Genomic DNA, 24,803 nt, shown 5'->3' on the forward strand with positions numbered 1-24,803 from the left:
CCTTCTTGACTTTATCCCCTTATTTACAGATCACAGTTGTTTACTGTTCTTGGGAACGGAACCACGTCACGGATGTTTGACATACCTGTAAGGTACATCACGCACCGTTCAAATCCAAGGCCAAACCCTGCATGCCTTGTGGAACCGTATTTGCGCAGATCCAGATAGAACTGATATTCATCCGTATCCATTCCAAGCTCTTTCATTCTGTTGTAGAGCTTGTCATAGTCATCCTCCCTCTGGCTTCCGCCAATGATCTCTCCGATCCCAGGTACAAGGCAGTCCACTGCTGCCACTGTCTTTCCGTCGTCATTGAGCTTCATATAGAAGGCTTTGATGTCCTTCGGATAGTCTGTGACAAAGACCGGACGCTTGAACACTTCTTCTGTAAGATAGCGTTCATGTTCTGTCTGAAGATCAATGCCCCATTCCACTTTATACTCGAACTTATCATTGTTCTTTTTCAGGATATCTACCGCTTCCGTGTACGTCACTTTTGCGAAATCGGATTCAGCTACATTGTGAAGTCTGTCAAGCAGTCCTTTGTCGATGAACGAGTTGAAAAATTTCATCTCTTCCGGAGCGTTCTCAAGCACATAGTTGATGATATATTTCAGCATTGCTTCCCCGAGATCCATCGTGTCTTCCAGGTCTGCAAACGCCATCTCCGGCTCCACCATCCAGAATTCGGCTGCGTGGCGGGTCGTATTGGAATTCTCTGCCCGGAATGTCGGTCCAAATGTATATACATCACGGAATGCCTGGGCATATGTCTCTGCGTTGAGCTGTCCGCTTACTGTAAGGCTTGTGTGTTTTCCAAAAAAATCTTTGGTGTAATCGATCGTTCCATCTTCGTTCTTCGGCGGATTCTCCAGATCCAGCGTTGTAACCTGGAACATCTCTCCCGCACCTTCGCAGTCACTTCCCGTGATCAGCGGCGTATGCACATATACAAATCCTCTGTCCTGAAAGAACTGGTGGATAGCGTATGCGATCAGAGAACGTACCCGGAACACCGCCTGGAATGTGTTTGTCCTCTGCCGCAGATGTGTCATTGTCCTAAGATATTCCAGTGTATGGCGCTTCTTCTGAAGCGGGTAATCCGGCGCAGATGCACCTTCCACAACGATCTCTTCTGCCTGAATCTCAAAAGGCTGCTTTGCCTGTGGTGTTGCCACAAGTGTTCCCTTGACGATCAAAGCTGCCCCTACGTTTAATTTGGAGATCTCTTTAAAATTCTCCATCGTATCGTGGTAAACTACCTGGATCGTCTCAAAGTAAGACCCATCATTTATCACAATAAATCCAAACGCTTTGGAATCACGGATGCTTCTTACCCATCCGCCGATTGTCACTTTCTGATCCAGATATGTCTGAGTGTCTTTGTATAATTCTCTGACTGTTATCAAATCCATTTTCCTTCCCTCCAGAGTCTGCCAAATCTTCGGCCATTTTTATTATCTACCTATTATATCATGCTTTATCAAAGATTACATCAGTTAATTTCTCAAAAAAACAATGACGCACCCTGCCTGTTCTGTTATAATTCTCAGTGGAAAAATAAGAATACAAGGAGCATACTATGATTCAGAAAATAACCAATTTTTTAAAAAAAGATATTGTTTTGTCTATCTCCATGTGCCTTGCCATTTTCTCTTGCTTTGTTTCGCCTCCGGGGCCTGACTACCTGAAATATATCGATTTCCATACCCTCATCCTGCTCTTTTGTCTGATGCTGGTTATCGAAGGGCTGAACGAAGAATCCTTTTTTCAATATACCGGGAACCGGATTCTTTCCGTTGTAAGCACCACAAAAGGGCTTGTCTTTTCCCTTGTGTTTTTTTGTTTTATCAGCAGTATGATTATCACAAATGACGTGGCGTTGATTACCTTTGTGCCATTTGGCCTCATGCTTCTTGGAGCTTCCGGGATGCAGGCCTCCGTCTGCCTTACCGTAACTTTGATGACTGTTGCTGCAAACCTTGGCAGCATGTTTACCCCCATCGGGAATCCTCAAAATCTCTATCTGTTCTCCCTGTCAGGGATGGATTTAAAGAGCTTTTTTTCCTTGATGCTGCCATATACGTTGGCTGCTGCCGGACTTCTTATTTTGTTTGTCTTTCTCGGCTTCCGTCAGACGAAGACAAAACTGAAATTAAAAACAACAGGAACGATCGATTTTCATAAAATCCCCTTGTACCTTTTCCTGTTTGCACTTTGCATCCTTACCGTAGCGAAACTGATGCCTCATATAATTCTGCTTGCCGTCACATGCTGCTGCATTTTTTATAAGAAACGGAATCTGTTTCGGAGAATTGACTATACGCTGCTTCTTACCTTCATTTTCTTCTTTATTTTTGTTGGAAATTTGAAGCACCTGGAATGGCTGCATCAGGCACTTTTAAATATTCTGGCTGGTCATGAAAGGATGTTCTCCATCGCTGCCAGCCAGGTCATCAGCAATGTTCCTGCCGCCATGCTCCTATCCGGATATACGGATCAGATCCAGGAACTGATCATCGGTACAAATATCGGCGGTCTTGGAACGCTTATCGCATCGATGGCAAGTCTGATATCATACCGCCAGATAGCTGCACGCTATCCGAAGCAGAAGAAGCAATATCTTCTCACATTTACGATTGTCAATGTTATATTTCTCGGAGTTTTGCTTCTGATCTAAAATTCTACTTTGTATATCCGATATAGGTATTTCCTGCCGGTTTTGTCATCTCATCCATCCTTTCCAGAGTAACGGTCTTCTCAGATTGAGATGCCACATCAAAGTAGGTCACGGTCGTCTTGTCATAGCCTGTCAGCAGAACTGCATTTCCATTCCCGGTCAGAGCGGCCACCGGAATCCCTTGTCCGACAAGATACGTTATCTGTTCTGCTGTGCAGTCGGAAAGTTCCAGCGCTTCGCCTGCTACTGTACTGTTGATATGGTCAATGACAGACTCTCCGTCTTTTATATCCTGAAATTCCACATTTAATTTCTGAAGTTGCATGATGATCCTCATGCATGTCTCCAGAGCATTCTCCCCTTCTTTTACGGCTGTGTCCCCCAGTTCTGAGATCTGATAGGAAACCGGCTTATTGCCGCGTTCATATACGTAGGCCAGTCTGGATGTAACGGCCACTCCGTCCATATCATCCGCCTTTTTTACCGCATATCCCGCATTCTGGTAGATCCCTTGAAGCTTTCCAAATGCGTAGACATAGTACGTCCCCTTCTTTTCCGCGGAGTCAAATGACAAGGTCATTTGTCCCTCCGTCATAGAAAACTTCGGCTGCAGAATCTTCGGCGATGTGTCCTCAATCCCATCCTCATAGGCAAGTCTTATCTGCGTCCCTCTGGTTTCGCTTGTATAAGAATCCAGATAAATATTGCTCTCTTCTCTTTCTTCGTTGTTCGTAATATAGTCCGCGGCCACATAGTTGTATGTGTTTCCACTCTTTACGGCCCGCTTCAGAGTCGCCATATCGTCTTCAAAGACAACTTCCAGTACAAAGACATTGTTCTCCTGGTATGTTTTGACCGTCTCATTTCTCTGATTTCGGATTTCCAGTTTATACATCGGGACAACGGTCTCGCCCGAGGCCGTCACTCCCAGATCTCCCTGCTTTGCTGTTCCATAGACAAAGTCATTCCGGATAAATCCAAGCGGCCTTATACTCTCGTTTTCTCCTGCCGTGACTTTATAGCCTTTTCCTGTAGCAAGATTGAGCACTTCGATCTCTGTGGCACTGTTGATCTCTCCTTTTTTCTGATATGCCAGCAAATGTCCGTCCTGTGAACTTACATACTGTCCCTGGTCGAGACTCTTCACAAGAGTTTTTCGCGTATCATGGATCAGATCCAGCTCATAGAGCGTTCCGTCCTGCATAACATAAAGTTTTCCGCTTGTATTGCTGTAATATACAAGTTTGCCCGGATCACTCCCCAGCACTTCATGAGATTTCGTGCTCGGTATAAACACAATCTCCTCCACTGAGTTTTTGTTGATATCATAATAGTAAACCGCGACCCCAACCTTTCCTTCCTGAGGTCCTCTGTTCACGTATCCGGTCACAGTAAAGGTGGTGCTTCCATCCTGATCCATAGACACAAGCTGGATACTGTGATGATCCAGGCTGTTTCTCACATCCTGATTTTCCGCGTTGGCATAGCTGAATACACAAGAAAGATGATCTTCCTCTTTGTTATAGTTCCAGAGCTCCCGCTCCTGTACAAAGGAGACGACTGTTCCCTCTTTGTTAACCAGATAGTCCACATCCGGATCCGTTACCCCAAGCAAGATTCCGTCTTCTGTGAGATTTTGCTTGTTGCCGTCAAAAAGCTGGTTCATTGTTCTTTCGTAATCCAGCAGATACATCTGTCGGTTTTCTGAGTAACGAACCCGGAAAAATTCCTTTATATTGTACCTGTCTGTCTCATTGATTTCCCCTTTACAGTTAACCTGATAGCTCAGAAGAATGGACATGTACTGAGAATTGGCCTCCATGACCTCCCACTGTACATCCCCTACGATTTCCGGCGAAAGCCCGCTCCATGTGATGTGATCAAAATCAGAGTGGATGTTTACCGTCTGGAAGGTGGAGTTGTCGCCTTCGCTGCTCGGTTCCAGGTCAGCTTTGAGCTCCTGTGCCGCTTCGGCGTCCATCTCTTTTTCGTGGAAATTTTTCACATAGCCCATACATTTGTCCATGTTCCAGTCCGAAGAGTCGTCAATTCTCGTATAGTAGTAAGCTCGCTCTTCTCCTTCGAAATGCAGTGTTACCCTCAGAAATCTTTCCCCATCTGCCAATACTTTCTGCGGAACCGTGATCTCGACCGTGTCTTCCAGTGACTTGATCTTTCCAGAGTACAGATTCTTGCGCCCGTCTATGGAAAAGATCTCGTATTCTGCAGACTGGGGTTTCTTGTCTGTATCCTGGATCCGCATCTTTACAGTTCCATTTTCCACCGGTGTTACTGCGCCTCTCATAGTGGCAAGATCCATATCACTTACATACCCGTTCTGCCCATTGATCTCATAGTCCCCATAGACAAAGGAAACCCTCGGAAGTGTCGCACTGCCGATATCTGATGTCAGATCTTCATTATCTTTATTTGTGATATAGCTGAACACGAGGATTGCCAGGATGAACACACCCGCAAGCACTCCTGCATGTATGACTTTTGTTTTCATTCATTACTCCCCTTTTCTTCTTAAAGAAGTCTGCCAATGGCAGGCTTAACATGTAAAAACTCTTCACACGCTTTTATTTTATCCTGATTCTGCGCCTTTCTTCCTGTTTTTACCGCACGTATCAAAATATTTTTCGGAGTATGCTCCATGTCGATAAATTCCAGTATCTGCGCATCATACCCCGCTTTTTTCAGGTATTCCGCACGAAGCGCGTCCGTCACAAGCGCTGCCATTCGTTCCTTTATCAGACCGTATGACAAGATCGGCTCTAATATATCATTGTGTATCTGCCTGTTCAGCTCGTGCTGGCAGCACGGGACTGACAAGATGACCTTTGCGTTCCACCGCACAGCTTTCTCGAGTGCATAGTCAGTAGCTGTATCACATGCGTGAAGTGTGACAACCATATCGACCTCTGTCATGCCGTCGTACTGTGCAATATCTCCTGTAAGAAAGCGCAGTTTCTCATACCTGTACTTTTGTGCAAGTTCGTTGCAGTGGCGGATCACATCTTCCTTCAGATCCAGTCCCACGATCCGAATATCATACTTTTTCATCTCGTGGAGATAATGATAGAGAGCAAATGTCAGATAAGACTTCCCACACCCAAAATCAAGGATTGTGATCTCTCCGTCTTTCTGAAGCTTCGGCAGAATATCTTCGATGAATTCCAGATAACGGTTGATCTGCCGGAACTTGTCAAATCTGGAGCGGACGATCTTCCCCTCCTGTGTCATAACCCCAAGATCTCTGAGAAATGGAATATCCATTCCCTCCTTGAGAATGTACTGCTTTTCCCTGTTGTGCGACAGATCCGCCTTCACACTCTCCGGTCTTTTTACCTGTTTTTTCCGTATAGTCACTTTTCCTTTTTTGCTCACAAGGATCGTGACAGACTGCTGCTCCATATCGATCTGCATCTGGCGAAAGAACTCCATCCATTCCATGGTCCGCTCTATGGCTTCCTCGGCCTCCAGGTTTTCGTGAAAGACCTGCTTTCCTCTGTGTTCCTCAAACTGGAAGCAGAGAACATCCTGTCTGAGTACAGGTCTGATCTTTACTTTTTTCGTCTCGCCGGCTGTCCTCGGATTGCTTAAGACCGCCGCCAAAAGCTTTATGCAAAACACCTCTTTAAGACACTCTCTTAATTCTGTCATTTTTCGGCATTCCTTTCTCTTTCTATGATACATTATTGTAATGCGTATTTATGCAAAACGCAAGGAAGGATATGATAAAATCTTTCTTATCATATCCTTTCCCCTGCATTATATTTCTTTTTCCTTTTCTTTCATTGCCGTCTTCTTGGTCTCCGTTTTCCGCACTCGCGGGAATGAAATAATTACCTTAAAAAGGTCCCCGTCCAGATAGAGATCGAAGGTGCCTCCCTGGAGCGTCGTGAGATTTTTTGCAATGGACAAACCAAGTCCGCTTCCTTCCGTGCTTCTTGAGACATCGCCGCGGATAAACCGTTCTGTCAGCTCATCTGCTGAGAAATTGAGCTGCTGGTCTGACACATTTTTCAGAACAAATTTAACCGTTCCCGGCTGTATGATCAGGTCTGCATAAACCCGCGTCCCTTCCATGGCGTATTTGGCCGCATTGTTGAACACATTGGCAAAAACTCTCCACATTCTTCTTCCGTCTACACGGATCAGTGCCGGTTCGTCCGGCATATTAAAGACGACTTTCAGATCTCTTGCCTCAAATTTTTCTTCATATTCTGCCTCTACCTGGTAAATCATCTCTACCATATTGAGTGTCATGAGCTCCAGCTTGATATTGCCGCTGCTGACTTTTGAAGCTTCTACGACATCTTCTGTCAGAGTTTTTAAGCGCTCCGCTTTTGTCTCCAAAATATCCAGATAGTTCCGGATCTTCGGATCCTGGAAGTTCTCCCTCTTAAGGATCGCCACATAGTTGATAATGGATGTGAGCGGCGTCTTGATATCGTGGGAGACATTTGTGATCAGGTCTGTCTTTAAGCGCTCATCCTGCACACTTTTTTCCAACGCCTTGTTGAGCCCTTCCCCGAGTTTATTGACGGTCTGAGCGATCTCCAGTGATTCTCCTTTGAGGCCGTCCAGCGGGATCTTGTAATTTACATTTCCCTTGGCAATCTCTGTAATACCTTTCTTGATCTTCTGTCTCGCCGACACATACCGGATAAGGCCGATCGCCACCCCAATATTGACGGCGATCCCAATAAGAAGAAGCGGCGTATTTCCCCAGGTAATCAATTCCACGATAAGGAATAAAACATAAAGTATCATTGTCTGGAACATGCTGCTGCGATTTGTCCATCCTAGCTTAACTGTATCGCACACACCTTTTAAAATACTGTTCTTCCAGAGAGTTTTTGCCTTGATCCGTCTCACAAGGCTCAGATAAGCCCAGAAAAAGAATACGCAGCTGATCAGGGCGATGATCCCGACCATCAGGACTGCATACACAGAGACGATACTCTCCTTACTCCAGTTCGATTCTTCATAATAGTATTCATACGCTGACACATAATTGGAAATCCAGTTGGTACAGATGTATATAGCCAGCGTCCAGAGACCTCCTACCGTAATCGCAGCGATCTCTGTTTTCCACTTGTCGAATCCGGCCAGGACAACCGTATCTCCTTCTGATTTCCAGCTTCTTCCGGAGATGATCGTAAGCCAGATGAGAATCATGAAAAACGATATCAGACCGCCCCACGCCACATCTACCGCAGTATCCACATACGGTATGATCTTCTCATAGATATTCTGCCGGTTTTCAAACTCATCCGGGACCGGATACGTGGTATCCACAGCTGCCATAAATACATAGTTGGTATCGTTTGTGATATTGGCCTGTACCTCCACGACATTGCTCTTCCACTCCTGAGCCCGCTCTGCAGGATTTTCGAAAGTCGACTCAAATCCGGCAAGCTTCGGCGTGACAATCACGTATGCACCCAGTTTCTTGACTGCATCTTTATATTCGTCAACACTTTTGATATCTTGATATTCCTGTCTGTTGGAATAGATCTGCTGCGTGTCGTAATTTGCATAAATATACGTATAATTTGTATTTCCTTCTTCCCAGCCGCGCGGAGCTTCCCGGTAAGATGCCAAATCCGTCCCGATCGTCTGCAATGTGGCTGTCAGTGCATGGTAAGCATCTGCCAGTCTTCCGTTCCACCGGCTGTCTGTATTGGCCAGTTCCACAAGATTTTGCGCACCATCCAGCGAATATGGCTCTTTTATAACCTCATACCCAAGGCCGAGATTCCAGCAGTCTGTATATAGGATCTCTCCGTTTTGGTCAAGGACTTGCCCAAATCCGATGGAATTTGTATTTTCATTGGTCAGGGCATTTAGTTTCTCCTCATTGGATACATACTCCCCGTTTGAGGAAAATGTGAGTTCTCCGGAAAGCATTCGATTACGGAAATCATCGCCATAATAATAATGATAATTGCCGTCGTTCTGAAGACAGACGACAACAGTCGTCCCATAATCGTTCAGGAACTGATCTTCCTTCTCCTCCTGCTCCATTGCATTCGTGTAGGACTTGCTCCATCGCTCCAGATCTCTCAGCTTGTATGCGATCCCTGTCTTGTTTGTCCCGTCCTGTTTTACACTGCCGGATGCGTAACGAGCCACATCGATGAGCTTATCGGGATTGTACTTCCCGTCCGTCTCAAACCGCCCTTTGACAGAGAGCTGATTGAGCACATGCCGGGACATCTCCTCCATCTGTTCTTCGAACCCTGCTGTCTGCTCATATTGACTCGGCGCCTTCTCAAAGGGAAGCATGTAGCGCATACCTGCCGTCATCCCGATCCACGCAAAGCTGACCGCACTTAAGATTGCGCAGATATGGGCCAAAATCAGCAAAAAGCCTTTACATGTAGGCGAACAGTACCATTTTCTCATACACAAATCCTTCCTAAAGTTTTTCTATTTTGTAGCCGACGCCCCAGACTACTTTTAAATACCGCGGATCTTTTGGGTTGATCTCGATTTTCTCCCTGATATGGCGGATATGTACTGCCACCGTATTGTCTGCTCCAATTGCCTCTTCATTCCAGATATTCTCGTAAATCTGATCTATAGAAAAGACTTTCCCCTGATTTTTCACGAGTAACAGAAGAATATCATATTCTGTCGGCGTGAGTTTTACAATCTCGCCGTCCACGGTCACTTCTTTTAAGTCATCATTGATGGACAGCCCGCCCACAGAATAGACTGCCTCCTGGCTGTCGGCGCTTACTGTACTTCCAAGCTTTGTGTACCTTCTGATCTGCGACTTCGCGCGAGCCACCAGCTCCAGCGGATTGAACGGTTTCGTCACATAATCGTCCGCCCCGATATTAAGTCCCAGTATCTTATCCGCATCCTCGGACTTGGCGGACAAAATAATGATAGGAAGACTCATCTTCTCACGAATCTTCAATGTCGCGCGAATCCCGTCAAGCCTCGGCATCATCACATCGATAATAAGAAGATCCACCTTCTCCTCTTCCAGAATTTTCAGCGCCTGCTCTCCGTCATAAGCTTTTAAAATTTCATATCCTTCCTGCACAAGGTAGATTTCAATCGCGTCCACAATCTCCTTGTCATCGTCACAAACTAAAATTCTATACATGTTCTTCACCTCTCCATATAGTATACAAGATTAACATATATTTTTTAAGAGTCTAAAAAGAAAATTCTTAATTGTTCTTAAAGATATCCATCCCGTTTCATTGCGGCTTTTGCGGAATTATGTTACAGTATTTCAGGGAAACTATTTTTACACCAAAGGAGGACTTTATGGATACTTTAAAGCGTTTCATACATTACTATAAGCCGTACCGCACTGTCTTTTTCCTGGATTTGATCTGCGCTACGGTAATAAGTCTCGTGGATCTTGCCTACCCGCAAATCCTGAGAACTTCTGTCAACACATTGTTTACAAAGGAAAGCTCGGTCATCCTGCGCGCTTTGCTTCCACTGGCACTCGGGCTTCTCATCATGTACATCATCCAGAGTCTGTGCAAATACTATGTCAGCTACCAGGGTCATATGATGGGGGCATATATGGAGCGCGACATGCGCCAGCAGCTTTTTGACCACTATGAAAAACTTTCTTTTTCTTATTACAATACACATAACTCCGGCCAGATGATGAGCAAGCTCGTATCCGACCTTTTTGACATTGCGGAATTCGCACACCACGGCCCGGAGAATCTCTTCATCTCCCTGATCAAGATCATCGGTTCTTTCGTCTTCCTGTTCCTGATCAACTGGAGACTGGCGATTCCTCTGGCGATACTTGTCGTCTTCATGTTCGTCTTTTCCATGAGCCAGAACAAACGGATGCAGGCAACCTTCCTGGATAACCGCAAAAAAATCGGGGACGTCAATGCCAGCCTGCAGGACACTCTGGCCGGTATCCGTGTCGTTCAGTCTTTTGCAAATGAAGACATAGAGCGAAAAAAATTCAGAAAGAGCAACCACGGATTTCTTCTCTCCAAAGGGGCTAACTACAACTGCATGGGAAGCTTCATGGGATGGAATCTTTTCTTCCAGGGAATGATGTACCTCGTGACTCTTGTCTTCGGCGGCTATCTCATCGCCAAAGGCCAGATGGATCCAAGCGACCTTGCCATGTACGCACTGTACATCGGAATCTTTATCAGCCCAATCCAGATTCTTGTGGAATTGACCGAAATGATGCAGAAAGGTCTTTCCGGATTCCGCCGTTTCCTGGAAGTCATGGATACGAAGCCAGATATCAAGGACTCCGAAAACGCAAAAGATCTGCACAATGTAAAGGGGCTTGTCTCTTACGAAAACATCTCCTTTTGCTATGCAGACGATGACACGCCTGTCCTTTCCAACGTCTCCTTCCAGATTCCGGCAGGACGCTCCATCGCACTGGTGGGTCCATCCGGAGGGGGAAAAACAACCATCTGCAACCTTCTGCCGCGTTTTTATGACGTCACAGGCGGACGGATAACGATTGACGGGCAGGATGTCCGGGATTTGAAATTGAAGTCTCTCCGAAATAATATCGGTATTGTACAGCAGGATGTGTATCTCTTCTGCGGAACGATCAAGGAAAATATCGCCTACGGAAAGCCGGGCGCCACTATGGAAGAGATCATCGACGCAGCCAAGAAGGCCAACATCCACGATTTCATCGAGGAACTTCCGGATGGCTATGACACCTTTGTAGGCGAGCGCGGAACAAGACTTTCCGGCGGACAAAAGCAAAGGATCTCTATCGCCCGCGTATTCCTGAAAAATCCTCCGATCCTAATCCTCGATGAGGCTACCAGCGCCCTGGATAATGAGAGCGAACGCCATATACAGAAAAGTCTGGAGGCACTGGCTAAAAACCGGACAACGATCACGATCGCACATCGTCTCTCTACGATCCGCAATGCAGACGAAATCATTGTCATCACGGAAAAGGGAATCGCAGAGCGTGGATCCCACACCGAACTTCTGGAGAAAGACGGCATTTATGCGCATTATTACAAGATGCAGTTTGAGGGATTGGAGACTGACGGGGTTATGGAATAACCCTTTACATTAATGACTTCTTAATAAAATTTCGATTTCTTTTATAAATTTAACACATTTTAGACATATTTATTGGTTATACTAAGTACCAGATAGTTGATTAACACTCACTATCTCCCCCCTCATAAAGTAAGCACTTCGGGGAACCGAAGTGCGACACTTTACTCTCATTCCTTTAGATAACTATAAAACACGAACCCGCTGGTGTAAAAGCCAGCGGGTTTGTGTTTTTCGTTGACATATATGCCGTCAAATGGTATTTTTAAATAGTATTATGATGAGGCGGGAGGCGATCAAAATGAGCCATATAACCAAGATATTTGTTCTTTTGGCATGTGTTTTCATACTGCTTTTTTCTTCATCCGGTTTATTCTTACTAGAAACGTCTTCCGACAAAAACCCGGCTCGATCCTGGCAGGATCAGACTGAAGATGACAATTTACCCGTCGTTGTCATTAAGAGCTCCGACGACTCTGTACACACTTTTGACTCTATACGGAATGAACAGGATGTCAAGCATATCATATATACTCTGAATCAGAATGTGCTTCGCAACATGGCGCTGTTTCTGGTCTTTATTTTCTGTGCCGTCCTTTACTTCTTATCCATGTGCAAGAGAAAATTTCCTTTCCTGCATTATCGACGGCATGCATATTACCTGGCACGATTTCTGTGCGATTTAAATTCCCAAAAAAGCAAAGATGGAAAGAAAAAAGTTCTGTATCTCCGCTCTGAAAAATAGCGGCGTGTATGATCGCGCGCAAAAAGTACTTACATTACTTATGAAGGAGATTATGAACATGGAAAATAAAATAAATTGGAAACGAACGTTGATTCTTGCCGGTGCCGTCATCGCGTTTATCATCGGCTCCGGATTTGCAACCGGACAGGAGATCATCCAGTATTACACCGCTTACGGAGATAAAAATATTCTCGTCATCCTCGTCTTCGCCGTGGCTTTTCTCTACTACTGCCTGAATTTTGCGAAAGCAGGAGCAGAACAAAAATTTGAGCATGGAAATGACGTATACCGGTATTTCTGCGGGAAATATGTGGGAACATTTTGCGACTACTACTCTACTATATTCTGTTATATGTCTTTTTGGGTCATGGTCGGCGGCGCTGCGTCCACTTTGAACCAGCAGTACCATCTTCCGCCGTGGGCAGGAGCTGTCATCCTTACCGTACTGGCTGCTGTTACAGTGGCCGGAGGACTGAACTCCCTCGTAGACGCCATCGGAGCCGTAGGACCGATCATCGTCATCGTCTGCATCCTGATCGGAGTGATCACTTGCATCAATGACGGAAGCCATATTGCCGAAGGACTTGAAATCATACGTACTGGTGCTTACGCAGGGGCAACCGCGGATGAAACGATCAAAAATGCCGGCCCGAACTGGCTTGTATCCGGTCTATCCTATGCCGGATTTACTCTGCTTTGGTTTGCAAGCTTCACAGCTGCCCTGGGCTCCAAAAACAAGAAAAAAGAACTCAATATCGGAATTATCGCCGGTACGCTGACTGTCTGTCTTGCCATCGGGTTCATCTCCTTCGGACAGATTGCCAACATCAATACTCCTCTTTCGGGCACGGACAACACCTTTGTCTGGAATGCGGATATCCCGGATCTGATTCTGGCCATGAAAATCTGGGAACCATTTTCCGCTATCTTTGCAGTCGTAATCTTCGGAGGTATTTACACGACCGCAGTTCCTCTTCTTTACAATCCTGCATCCAGGTTTGCAAAAGAAGGGACACCGAGGTTTAAGATTCTTACCGTTATCCTGGCGGTTGTGGGACTGCTTGTAGGACTCTTCCTTCCGTTCCGTACACTTGTAAATATCATCTATGTTTTAAACGGCTATGTGGGCGCTGTCCTTATACTCTTTATGATCAAAAAGAATATCAGCGATCTCCTGAGCAAACGCCGCAGACAAGCATAAAAAAAGTACCCAGGCAGCCATATAAACGTGCTGTCTGGGTACTTTTTTGTTTTCTTATCTGCCCCTTTATTACTCTCCGAATGCCTCTTCAAAGGCGTCGATATCTTCTACTTTTCCGATCACGACGATGACATCCCCTTTTTGCAGGCGGTATTCCGGAAGAATCTCAATCGTTGTTCCGCTTTCATTTCCGATGGCTATGATGTTCATTCGGTATTTTCTGCGGAGCTGGACTTCCTCGATAGACCGTCCCTCGAGGCGTTCCGGAAGGTTTACCTGACGGATCTCGATACTGTTGTCAAGATCGATGCAGTCTAGGAAATTGTGATTGGACAACAGCCTTTTCCCAAGACGGAATGCCATATCCTTCTCCGGATAAACAACCTCCGCTCCGATCTTTTTCAGTACCGCGCCCTGCTCTGTGCTGAGAGCTTTGGAAATCACACGAGGAACACCCATCTCGATCACGCACATAGTCGTGAGGATTCCCACATCCATCTTTTGTCCGATACAGACGATGACGACGTCACAGTTCTGGATGCCGGCTTCCCGCAGCGTTTCGATCCCCAGATCTTTCGTCACAAAAGCGTAGTCTGTATATTGCCGTAACTCTTTTACTTTGCTCTCATTTTCATCTAATACGATCACTTCTTTCCCGGACTTTGCCAGCGTGATGGCAAGGGCTGTTCCAAACCTTCCAAGTCCGATCACTCCAAATGACTCTGCTTTTTTATTTTTCTTCATTTTAGTTTTCCTTTCTTTCTGCATTTATCCAATTACAACTGTCTCTTCCGTATATCTGACATTTGGCTGCTGACGGTCTATCCACATGGAGATCAACGTCACGGCCCCCAGTCTTCCTACAAACATCATCAGTATAATAACAAGTTTTCCTGCATCACTTAAATACGGAGTAATGCCTGTAGACAATCCTACCGTGCCAAACGCGGAAATCACCTCAAAAAAGATCTGCATAAAATCAAATTTTGGCTCCAAAATGCACATGAGAAATACGACCAGGCAGATGACTGCACCTGACAGTATCGTAATACCAAATGCCTTTGTAATACTCTGTTTAGGAATACTCCTCTTAAATGCATTTGCATCCTCTTTTGTAAACATACTCTTTGTATACTGCACCAGCACAAAAAATGTACTGGTCTTAATTCCGCCTCCCGTAGATCCCGGAGACGCCCCGATAAACATCAGGATACAGAGGACGAAAAGTCCTGCATTTGTAAATTCTCCAATGGAATAGGTGGAAAATCCCGCCGTCCGGGCGGACACACTATGAAAAAACGCACCCATCCAGGAAATATTTTCCGTCGCTTTCAAAAGCAGTGTTCCCGCCACGATCAATATAGCGCTCGTCGTGATCACGGCTTTTGAATGCAGGGATAACTTGCGGAAATTCCTCATCTTTAATATGTCGAGAATCACAAGGAAACCGATCCCTCCGAAGATGATAAGAAAACAGGTCGTCATATTCAGCAGAATATTGTCCTGATATGGAATCAGATTTCTCAATCCTCCAAGAATATCAAATCCGGAATTATTAAACGCTGCGATCGAATGGAAAATACTGATCCCAAGCGCACGCACCGGACTGTAATCCTGCACAAAAACAAGGAAGCTCAAAAACGCACCCACCGCCTCAAAGCACAACGTCATGATGAGTACTGCTTTTACAAGCTTCACGATCCCTTTATAATTGTCTATGTTCAACGCTTCTTTTACCAGCAGCCTGCTGCGGATACTTACTCTTTTCCCCGCCGCGATCATCAAGCCGACTCCAAGGGAAGTCACGCCCAGACCGCCGATCTGGATCAAAAGAGCGACCACGCCCTGTCCAAACGCAGTAAAATGATCTGCCGTATCGATGGCAATGAGACCCGTCACACAGACAGCGCTCGTAGAAGTAAACAACGCATCCACAAACGTTACTTCCGCCCCCGGCTTCACGGAACACGGAAGAAGGAGCAGGAACGCTCCCAACAAAATCACAAGCGCAAATCCTGTTGTGATGATTCTCCCAGGCAACTGCCTCTTTACAACTCTTTTTAAATGTGTCATAACTCCTCCTGCCTTATTTCAAATGTTTAGAATATCGGGCACTCTCTTTTCTTTCCATCCTTGTCTTTCTGCACAAACAGCAGCTTCAAAAACCGTTCTGAATAAAAAACCCGAAGATGATACCGCCGAAAAATCCCTTTACACCGATCGACAATCACAATTATCATAGAAAAAAGCGGTACAAAAAAAAGAGCCCGGTTCTTCGCGGAGCCCGGTCGTGTACTATATATCCCATATTTTGTTTGTAGATCTGTCTGCATATCTTTTGAAAAATGAAGTCCATCATTCTGCCCATTTTTCATGACATCCAGTGCGTCCTTCGAATAATCGCACCTGCCGGCACCCGCACCGCTGCAAATATTTCCAGCAGCCATGCCCAGGAAACTACAGCAAAACACGACCAATGTCCACACTGCGATCCATTTCTTCCCTTTGGAAATCATCGTATTCTTCTCCCTAAATATATGCGCCAAAGCCTGCGTAAGGCCCTCGCGCATATATCTCTTCATTCAGCCTGTTAAGGCTGGTTCATTTCATCATGACCAACATATCACTAACTCTATTCTTTGTCAATACAGCAAAATTATTCTTAATGAATTCTTACAGATCTGCCATCCGCCCGATGATTTCCTGATAGAATGCCTCCTGACTTCTCCCTCTCTTCAGATTATCCAGGATCAGGCCGTCTTTCAGCAAAATAATCCTGCCGCAGTAGCTTGCCATCTGCGGATCGTGCGTTACCATGACGATCGTCTTTTTAAACTCCTGATTGATCCGTGTCAGTGCATCGATCACGATTTTTCCGGATTTCGAATCCAGGTTCCCTGTCGGTTCGTCCGCCAGGATCAGGTCTGGATCATTGATCAGCGCGCGGCAGATGGCCACCCTCTGCTTCTCCCCGCCTGACAGCTCATATGGGTTCTTCTTAAGCAAGTGCGAGATCTGGAACTGTTCTGCATACTTTGCTGCCGCCTTTGTCATAACGTCCACGTTCTCTTTCCCCAGAATCATCGGCAGCATGATGTTTTCCTCTACCGACAGACTATCCATCAGGTAGAAGTCCTGGAAAATAAATCCGATCTGGGTCCTGCGGATATCTGCCAGCTCATCCCCATACAGATCGCTTGTATCCTTCTCCATAAAGCGGACCGCACCGGCTGTCTGCCTGTCGATCATCCCAAGCACCTTGAGAAGGGTCGTTTTCCCGCAGCCGGATTTCCCCATGATTCCTACGAACTCTCCTTCCTCCACGGAAAAATCCAGACCTTTCAGGACCTTGATATCTTCCTCACTCTTCTTGCCCGCTATTTTCTGATAGTTTCGGATCAGATCTTTTACTTCCAGTACATGCATCTTTTCTTCCTCTCTTTCTATTTCTCTTTTTCCACATATCGCCATACATTCCTTTTGTGCAGAAGATACAAAAGCAGCCACAGCAGCCCATATGCCGCACAAAAGATCCCAGCCGTTCCCATATACTGTAAAACTTCTCTCACGGTAAACAACCTTGCCCTCACTGTCAAGGCGGTAAAGATCACTCCTCCCACACTGCCTGCAATCAATGGTATCAGCAGATATACTTTCATCTGCCACAGGATCCTCTGCTTTCTTTCCTTCTCTTTCATCCCCATCTGCTTCAGAAATGCATTCTCCCATCTCCAGACATTCTCTTCTTCCTTTATCTTAACTGTATACTGGAAGACTGCCATGACAGTCAGAAGTATCAGTATGAAACCGTACGCTGTCCGGGTAAACCAGATCTCTGACTCTGTATTGCTCATCATCTGGCTTTTTTCATAAAACGGCTGGATTGTCCGGTCCCACATCTGATCAAAGACATATTTCTCCCTCAGATAACCCAGATCCTCTGCCGCCTGCCTGCTCTTCCCTTCTGGAAGTTCCATACACACAAGCATCGTCGGCCCTTCAGTCATGTTCTTTTCTTCTGCATACGGGTACATCCTCCATTCTTTGACATCCGCACTTTCCCTTTCCTCCCAGTGATCGCGGTTGTACTTCGTCATTTCCTTCCACACTGTGTCAAAATAAGTATCCGACAGTACGATCAGATTTTCCTGCATTCCCTGATGAAAACTTCCGATAAGGCTTGCACGTTCTTCACTTTTAATCTCTCTTTCCGGGTAGATATTCCGATAATCCCCCGTGTTATAATACGACAACGGCTGCCCAAATCTCAGATGTTTTTTCAGCCGGCTGGTATCCCAGTCAATGGTATGCGTCTTTACCGACAGATCCTGCTGGCAGACCACATGCATTTCTTCCCCCGTAAGCCCCAGCGGTTCCACGTCGTACCCTGCCTTCTCCTTCAGGGAAAGGTAGGACGATTCCGATATGGCAATATGCTGCCCCTGCGGCCACTGAACCGGCCGCGTTCCTCCCCATGCGTAAAGTTTGTCACTTCCATAAATGGAAGTCATCCGCACCATAGGATACATCCCGTCGATGTCCTGCCTCATGGCAGAACTTAAAAACGGAGTGGAAAAAACCGCCAGGATAAAAAACTGCAGCGCCGCCATATAGAACAGCACGCCTGTGTTTCTCCAAAACCGATGATAAAACGGAACCGTCGTCAAAAGCTGCCGGTAATAAGTTTCTTTCTTTTCCCTTCTCTTGAGCCAAAACCCCAGGCCGCCTGCCAGCAAAAAGAATGTCCCAAGGATCGGAAGCAGATAGATCCCCATAGTCTCTGTCCATCCACGTACTCCAAACCATACCATACTTACAAGGTAAAGGAAGAGGCCGCCTGCCATCCATCGCCCAAGTCTTTCCCTTAGACGTTTCTCTTTTCGGATCTCCTCATTTCGGTCGGTAGATCGTCCTAAAGATAAAAAGTTATCCTGGTTGAAAGCCAGCCCCAGGATCATCAGAATCACATAGGCCAGCACCCCTATCCCAAACTGTTTCAGACTGACCGCCGGAGGAAGAGATATATTTCCCTGATACCCTTGTTCCAGCTGATTTCTCAAAAGCGCGGCTCCTCCCATACCGATCGGTATACCTATAAAAAGCGCAAGCAGACTATTTAAAATATATTCTACCAAAAAAATCCGGTAAGATGTATGCCGTCTCATCCCAAGAATGACCATGAGACGGAACTCCTTTTTCTGTTCCTTGATATACCAGGATATGATGATGGTAATCATGAGGATGCTAAGTACCATGACGATCATTCCAAGATCACGGAACAGACGGTAGAGACCCTCGCCCATCAAAAGACTCTGATCTCCCTTGCCTCCGTAGATCTGCTCCGTCATCTGGTACACGGCCAGCACAATGTAGAGGCAGACCGCAGACAGTATCGCCGCCAGCGTTAAAACGCCCTGCTCTTTCCAGTGATACCGGAAGTTTTTCCGGATAACCTGGTAGAAGTTCCTGGAATACTTTCCTGGAAAGTAATTGGCACGTTTCAGATGTTCTTTTTCTTCTTTCTCCTGTACTTTGGATTTCTGATACTCTTCTTCTATTTCATCTTTCTGCTCCAGATAAAGAACGATCATACATTCCAGTAAGGAAAACACAATATAGTAAAGCGGAAAACTCAGATAAGGAAGGGGATTCATCATCTGTGAAAAAACAGGTATCGCCAGACACGACACCAAAAGTGTAATCTTCGGAAGATAAAAACACCACTCTCCACTTTTTCCCTTTTTCAGCCATATCGTCCGGAACAAATACAAAAATGTAAAAATCATGACACAGAAGAAAATGATATAATCCGGATGAAAGGTTCTCTCCCTGATCAGCTTCCAAATGACGCTCCAGAAAAACAGATTTTCTCCTGCAATATGAAATTTCATAATAAAAATCGGCAAGGTCAATATAATCCCGTTGACCATCTGTATCATCCTGATACGCTTCCTGATTCTCTCCTCACGCTCCATACAGATCCCCCTCTGTTTATATGTGTATTTTATACAAACATATTATCACTCGGGTATTTCTTTTTCAATATTATGGCCATGAATTGCCCCATCGTCTTCTATTGCTGTATGAACTCGTTGATATTCCAAAATATCTCCGGGCTGACAATCCAAAACATCACAAATGGCGTCAAGTGTTGAAAAACGGATTGCTTTCACTTTTCCTGTCTTTAAATTCGACAGATTGACCGTAGATATCCCTACTTTAGCTGACAATTCGTTGAGTGTAATCTTCCGATCAGCCATTACTCTGTCCAGTCGTAATATAATAGCCATAATTCCTCCTACAAAATCTCTTCAATGTCTTTTTGCATTGAAAATCCCTCATACATGATCTCACTGAAAACATACAGCAACAGCCCTCTGATCAAAAAATTTCCGTCGATTAATGTAAAGCTGCCGAAACTGAAAATTTCATAGTTCGTTTCAAAACCAGAAAGCCTTGGAAGCAAAATCGAGCCAAGAAGATATAAGCCACATATAGTGCGGACGCATAACACCAGTGTATGTGAAAATGGTTTTTCATCATAAATAACCTTGATCAGAGATACAAAAATACAAATCACGCACAGGTAATGCAAGCCTCTCACACCTATTTCATATATACTTATATCATCCCACTGCGGAATCATCATCCTGCGAACTATCATCCATATTCCAGCTGCAACTTCTATGCCAGTAAGAAGCAATGCAATACCCAGCGGTACCCTGATCTTTTTCAAAAACTCGTTTTTTACCTGTTTGCTTGTGTCAACGGAAAAATCGTTTTTCATGAGAATCCCTCCTACTCCGAATTATAGTCCCAAAAGTATTTATCATTAAAGGAATAATGCTCCGCATCATTTAAAATGGACTAAGCGCATTGTGGTGCGGAACAGGAGCCTTTTTTGCTGAAATTTGCATGTAATTATTTATCTTGATCAAATGATTGTGTATGATGTTTCACATTCTCCAAACTTTTATGTAAAATTCTAAAACTAAATAATGCAATGGCTATTGTAATGCATCCTGACATTAGTATCGAAGCTCTTACTGTAAAAATATCTGCTAATCCTCCAGCCGCAAAAACTACTATCATGGAAAACACTTTCGATAAGGTAGACTGTATGGTAAAAATTTTCCCTCTATTGTTTGAAGCCGTCCTGCTTTGTATTAATGATTTATAATATATAACATATATAGTATTAGCAACCCCTCCCAAAAAGTTAAATAAAACACATACTAATATATTTATAGAAAGGCCATATCCAACTGTTGAAATTCCCATCATTAAAATACCTACTGAAAACATTACAGTTTCGGGAATATCTTTGTACAGAATATAAAGACCACTCGTTACTAACATACCGATCCCCCAGGCAGAATTGATATACCCATATACATCGGAAGATCCATTGAAAATTTCCGCAATATACACAGCATCTAAGGATGAGAAAATTGCGCCGCATATAGAAAACATAATACAGATGATAATAAGTGATTTAAGGAATCTGTCCTTTTTTAAAATTTTTCGACCTTCACGAACCAAGATCATGTTTTCTATTTTAGGTTTGTTTTTGGAATTTTTCTCTCTTTTGTCGCTATTTAAAAATTGTAAAAGTATGATAGAAACACCAAAAGTAATCGCATCAATTTCAAGCGACAGACTATATCCATAAATTTGAATACACCACCCCGCTATTATCGGAGCTGCCACCATTGATATATTACTTGCAAGTGAATCTATCGTATTTGCTTTTTTTAATTGCATGTCTCCACATATATCGGGAATATACGCATTGATTGTATTATTATATATAAAGCCCATAGTGGATAAACAAATACACATAATATATAAAAAATATATATTATTACAGTTGGTAAGAATACACAAAATCATTGCTGTACCGGAAATTAGTTCACATAATTGCAAAATAATTTTTCGGGAAAAATGGTCTATCATATAAGATATAACTGGCGATAGTAGAATAATCGGCAATGTTTCTAACAAAAAACTGATCGAAACAGCCATTGCAGACCCTGTAATATCATATATCATAAACGGCACTGCCATCGATGCAAACCAATTTCCAAAAGTGGAAATGAACCTTGCTAATATAAACATATAATATCTTGTTTTTATTGTCATATAGTTTTCTCCATTCAGACAGAATGATGATTTCCTATAGCCAGACAAACAATGTAATCCGGTAATGGGTAACATGAACTCTTACAGCTCTTTATCACATATAGGACAGCAAAAAGAGGTTGATCTGGAAAAGCATATACAATCTTATTTCATCTAGGATCTCTTTGATTTGAATACATCAATTTTATCATTTGTACAGCTCCCTAAAACACACCTTTATACCCAAATATGGGGAAGACCAAAATCGTCCAGAATTCTCATTATCCTCCCTGAGATACATATCTGACGTTTCCTTTCTTCCAGACAATTGCATTTACCACAATAAGCAAAAGGCACCATCCCGCCTGAACCGTCAGATTCTGTACTATCTTGTCCACAGGTATTTTCCCCTGCAATATAGAAATGGGCTGGAAATAGATATACTGAAATGGCAGAAATCCGCAAATCTTCTGCAGGAACAGCGGATACATGGCGATTGGGAAGATCTCTCCTGAAAATATTTTTATAATATTCCACAGATTATCCCGAAGTGACAAGACATTTTCTACCCAAAATGTAATGTGTCCGATGATCGTAAATAAATTTACCATAATGGTAAATCCCATAAACAGCGAGATGCAAAACCAGCCCGTATGCCGTACGACTAGTTCCACGCCAAAAAATTGCATTACAAATACCGTAACATAGATGAAGAGAAGGCCTGTTGCCATGTAGATAAGAAAACTTCCCATCTTTTCCGCATACATATAAATTGGATAGCTGATCGGCTTTGTCAGATACAGATTCATCTTCCCACTGTTGATCGTTTCCCACTCTTCATAAGCAGCCAGCCCGCAAGGCATAATACAAGTCTGTACAATTGCCAGAATAAAATAGTACCCGAGCATTTCCTCAAAAGAATACGACGCGTCCACAGCGCTATTACCATATATATAACTCCAGATAAAATAGAGAATGGCAAACTTTATCGGGAAATACATCATCTGTCCGATAAAATTTACCAAAAACTCTTTCAGACGTCTGAAGACAATATACATTGTACGAATATATTTTCTCATGTTATCCTCCATTGGCCTCATACCGGCGAAGTCCCATTTTCCATACCTTCCCAAACATCCAGACCCAGAATACCGTCTGCAGACATAAGACTGCCTCCAGACCTATATCCACTGTCTCTTTTCCGATCAGCAATGCGCATGGATAATACGCCGCAAAATATACAGGAATTGTATATGTAAGTACTCTTCGGATCGGTCGTGGAAAAATCGTGATGGGGTATTCCTTTACCTCCAAAACACTCAGAAACAAATTCCGGAGATTTTCAATTCTCCCAAACCAGAAAGATAGAAATGTCAGCACACCGATGATCAACTGGATCGTTATAACCCCGAGAATGAGATTCAGGAGAGCGATCGGCAGATGTGAAACCAGGATGGTAATCCGGTATTTCCACATGATCACTCCTACCATCAGCACACTTACGCATATCTGTTCTATAAAATACAATACTGAAACATTTTCAAAAAGCATAGCCGCCATCACATTGACAGGCCGAGTCAGAAATTTGTCCAGTTCTCCCTGAAGGATACGTTCCGGCATATCCCTGAATCCAAAAAATATTCCTGAAATCCCCTCGCCCAAAAACAACATGGACGTATAAAGCAGCAATTCATCGATTTCCCACCCTGCAAAAGCAGGGATAAACTGAAGCAGCGTATACCAGAAGATGACCGTAAAGCTGAGATTAAATAATAGCTGTATCAGTGTCATCCATAATTCAAACTGGTATGCGCTGACCTTTTTTACACTTATGATGGCAAATCTCCTGATTATGTTAAAAAATCCAGACATACTCCTCATTATTTTCCCTCATAAAGTTCATATATCGTTTCCGTGAGACTGACTGTGTTGATATTGACATCGCTGATAGATTCTTTCTGTTCCATAAGATGGCCAATTACCTCAAGCAAATATTCTGCCTCTATCTTCCAGACAACATGATGCTCGTCCTCCTGCTTTGCCTCACATATGTACCCTTCTATACCGTCTACATCCAGAGGTCTGATGTAATCTATCTCCAGAAGTTTGTATCTCTTGCGTTCGCAAAATTCACTTGTACGTCCATCATAGAGGATGTTTCCATGCTCCAGCAGTATCATTCTCTCACACATACTGCTGATATCCTCAATATCATGCGTCGTCAAAATCATGGTTGTCCCAAACTTCCTGTTTAATTCAGACAACAATTTCAAAATAGATCTTTTGGAGAGGATATCAAGCCCCAGTGTCGGCTCATCCAGAAAAATAATCTCAGGTTCGTGCAGAAAAGAAACGCCGATCTCACACTTCATCCTCTGTCCAAGAGACAGCTTCCGCACCGGAATATGGAGCAACCTGTCAATCCCAAGATATTCCGACAACATGTCTATTTTTTCTTTGAACTGTCTCTGATCTACCTGATAAACGTCTTTGTAAAATTTAAAAGACTCTATAACCGGCAAATCATAGATCAGCGATGATTTCTGCCCCATGATGACACTGATGTGCTTTGTATATGCTTTTCTCTGCAAAGCCGGATGATATCCAAGCACTTCCACATTTCCTTGTGTTGGTGTCAAAATACCGGACAATGTTTTTACCAGCGTTGTTTTTCCGGCCCCATTCAGACCTACCAGTCCTACAAATTCCCCTTCTTTGATCTCAAACGAAATGTTCTTCAGTCCATAAATTTTCTCTTTTGGCGGATTCAGGATTGTCACAATATTTTTTTTGTACTCTTTTTTGGGTATTACATACTCTTTTGTCAAATTTTCTACTTTTATCATAACTCTGCTCTTCTCATGTGTATATTTTGTACAAATATATTACCATTCGGTTATTGCACTTTCAATATGCTGGCCATGAATACGCCTTTTAGGGCTATTATATGGCTATATTCTTGAGTCCATCATTTTGTATGTTTCACATTCTCCAGACTTTTATGT

The 24,803-nt window shown here is 44.0% G+C and carries 19 protein-coding genes; 3 read left to right on the top strand and 16 right to left on the bottom strand.

Annotated elements, in window-relative coordinates; all coding sequences use genetic code 11:
- Positions 1-23: 23 nt before the first annotated feature.
- Positions 24-1,415, bottom strand: coding sequence for an asparagine--tRNA ligase (asnS, locus tag FLB61_RS09345; RefSeq protein WP_087202909.1), 1,392 nt, complete (start codon positions 1,413-1,415; stop codon positions 24-26).
- 167 nt (positions 1,416-1,582) lie between these two features.
- Here asnS and FLB61_RS09350 point away from each other — a divergent pair, with 167 nt between their 5' ends.
- On the top strand, positions 1,583-2,680 hold the full coding sequence (locus tag FLB61_RS09350; RefSeq protein ID WP_221919963.1) for an SLC13 family permease: 1,098 nt from the start codon (positions 1,583-1,585) through the stop codon (positions 2,678-2,680).
- A 4-nt stretch (positions 2,681-2,684) separates the two neighbouring features.
- Here the strand turns inward: FLB61_RS09350 and FLB61_RS09355 are convergent, their stop codons facing one another.
- The 4 genes from FLB61_RS09355 to FLB61_RS09370 all read right to left on the bottom strand — a co-directional run bounded on the left by FLB61_RS09355 (position 2,685) and on the right by FLB61_RS09370 (position 9,809).
- A complete protein-coding gene (locus tag FLB61_RS09355) occupies positions 2,685-5,189 on the bottom strand; it encodes a hypothetical protein (RefSeq protein WP_221919964.1) in 2,505 nt (834 codons plus the stop codon).
- Between the two features lie 20 nt (positions 5,190-5,209).
- On the bottom strand, positions 5,210-6,346 hold the full coding sequence (locus FLB61_RS09360; RefSeq protein ID WP_221919965.1) for a class I SAM-dependent methyltransferase: 1,137 nt from the start codon (positions 6,344-6,346) through the stop codon (positions 5,210-5,212).
- Positions 6,347-6,454: 108 nt separating this feature from the next.
- Positions 6,455-9,097 carry a sensor histidine kinase gene (locus FLB61_RS09365; RefSeq protein ID WP_221919966.1) on the bottom strand — a complete coding sequence of 881 codons (2,643 nt, stop codon included), beginning with the start codon at positions 9,095-9,097 and terminating at the stop codon, positions 6,455-6,457.
- Between the two features lie 13 nt (positions 9,098-9,110).
- Positions 9,111-9,809 carry a response regulator transcription factor gene (locus FLB61_RS09370; RefSeq protein WP_087213016.1) on the bottom strand — a complete coding sequence of 233 codons (699 nt, stop codon included), beginning with the start codon at positions 9,807-9,809 and terminating at the stop codon, positions 9,111-9,113.
- A 167-nt stretch (positions 9,810-9,976) separates the two neighbouring features.
- On the opposite strand from FLB61_RS09370, the gene FLB61_RS09375 reads away from it, so the two are divergent.
- Together FLB61_RS09375 and FLB61_RS09380 are read left to right on the top strand one after the other, a co-directional pair.
- Positions 9,977-11,734 carry an ABC transporter ATP-binding protein gene (locus FLB61_RS09375; protein WP_221919967.1) on the top strand — a complete coding sequence of 586 codons (1,758 nt, stop codon included), beginning with the start codon at positions 9,977-9,979 and terminating at the stop codon, positions 11,732-11,734.
- Between the two features lie 794 nt (positions 11,735-12,528).
- Positions 12,529-13,677 (top strand): YkvI family membrane protein, encoded by a 1,149-nt coding sequence (locus FLB61_RS09380; RefSeq protein WP_087203183.1) that lies wholly within the window; start codon positions 12,529-12,531, stop codon positions 13,675-13,677.
- A 69-nt stretch (positions 13,678-13,746) separates the two neighbouring features.
- On the opposite strand, the gene FLB61_RS09385 is transcribed toward FLB61_RS09380, so the two are convergent.
- The 11 genes from FLB61_RS09385 to FLB61_RS09435 form a co-directional block, all read right to left on the bottom strand.
- Positions 13,747-14,421 (bottom strand): potassium channel family protein, encoded by a 675-nt coding sequence (locus tag FLB61_RS09385; RefSeq protein ID WP_087203196.1) that lies wholly within the window; start codon positions 14,419-14,421, stop codon positions 13,747-13,749.
- Positions 14,422-14,445: 24 nt separating this feature from the next.
- Entirely contained in the window at positions 14,446-15,750 is a 1,305-nt protein-coding gene (locus FLB61_RS09390) for a TrkH family potassium uptake protein (RefSeq protein ID WP_087203182.1), read from the bottom strand.
- 26 nt (positions 15,751-15,776) lie between these two features.
- On the bottom strand, positions 15,777-16,193 hold the full coding sequence (locus FLB61_RS09395; protein WP_087213030.1) for a hypothetical protein: 417 nt from the start codon (positions 16,191-16,193) through the stop codon (positions 15,777-15,779).
- A gap of 157 nt (positions 16,194-16,350) precedes the next feature.
- Positions 16,351-17,148 (bottom strand): ABC transporter ATP-binding protein, encoded by a 798-nt coding sequence (locus tag FLB61_RS09400; RefSeq protein WP_246599185.1) that lies wholly within the window; start codon positions 17,146-17,148, stop codon positions 16,351-16,353.
- Entirely contained in the window at positions 17,121-19,652 is a 2,532-nt protein-coding gene (locus FLB61_RS09405; protein ID WP_221919968.1) for an FtsX-like permease family protein, read from the bottom strand. Before FLB61_RS09405 ends, FLB61_RS09400 begins: the two co-directional genes overlap by 28 nt.
- 45 nt (positions 19,653-19,697) lie before the next feature.
- Positions 19,698-19,967 (bottom strand): helix-turn-helix domain-containing protein, encoded by a 270-nt coding sequence (locus tag FLB61_RS09410; RefSeq protein ID WP_246599186.1) that lies wholly within the window; start codon positions 19,965-19,967, stop codon positions 19,698-19,700.
- An 8-nt stretch (positions 19,968-19,975) separates the two neighbouring features.
- Positions 19,976-20,464 carry a hypothetical protein gene (locus FLB61_RS09415; RefSeq protein WP_221919969.1) on the bottom strand — a complete coding sequence of 163 codons (489 nt, stop codon included), beginning with the start codon at positions 20,462-20,464 and terminating at the stop codon, positions 19,976-19,978.
- Between the two features lie 134 nt (positions 20,465-20,598).
- Entirely contained in the window at positions 20,599-21,819 is a 1,221-nt protein-coding gene (locus FLB61_RS09420; protein WP_221919970.1) for an MFS transporter, read from the bottom strand.
- 260 nt (positions 21,820-22,079) lie between these two features.
- Entirely contained in the window at positions 22,080-22,877 is a 798-nt protein-coding gene (locus FLB61_RS09425) for an ABC transporter permease (protein WP_221919971.1), read from the bottom strand.
- A gap of 1 nt (position 22,878) precedes the next feature.
- Positions 22,879-23,679 (bottom strand): ABC transporter permease, encoded by an 801-nt coding sequence (locus FLB61_RS09430; protein WP_221919972.1) that lies wholly within the window; start codon positions 23,677-23,679, stop codon positions 22,879-22,881.
- Positions 23,679-24,644: an ABC transporter ATP-binding protein gene (locus FLB61_RS09435; protein WP_221919973.1), complete on the bottom strand. Its 966-nt coding sequence runs from the start codon at positions 24,642-24,644 to the stop codon at positions 23,679-23,681. The genes FLB61_RS09430 and FLB61_RS09435 overlap by 1 nt, the downstream gene beginning before the upstream one ends.
- Between the last annotated feature and the right edge of the window lie 159 nt (positions 24,645-24,803).

Origin of the sequence: Sellimonas caecigallum (assembly GCF_019754295.1) — a bacterium.
In the GTDB taxonomy this organism is placed as follows: Bacteria; Bacillota; Clostridia; order Lachnospirales; family Lachnospiraceae; genus Sellimonas; species Sellimonas caecigallum.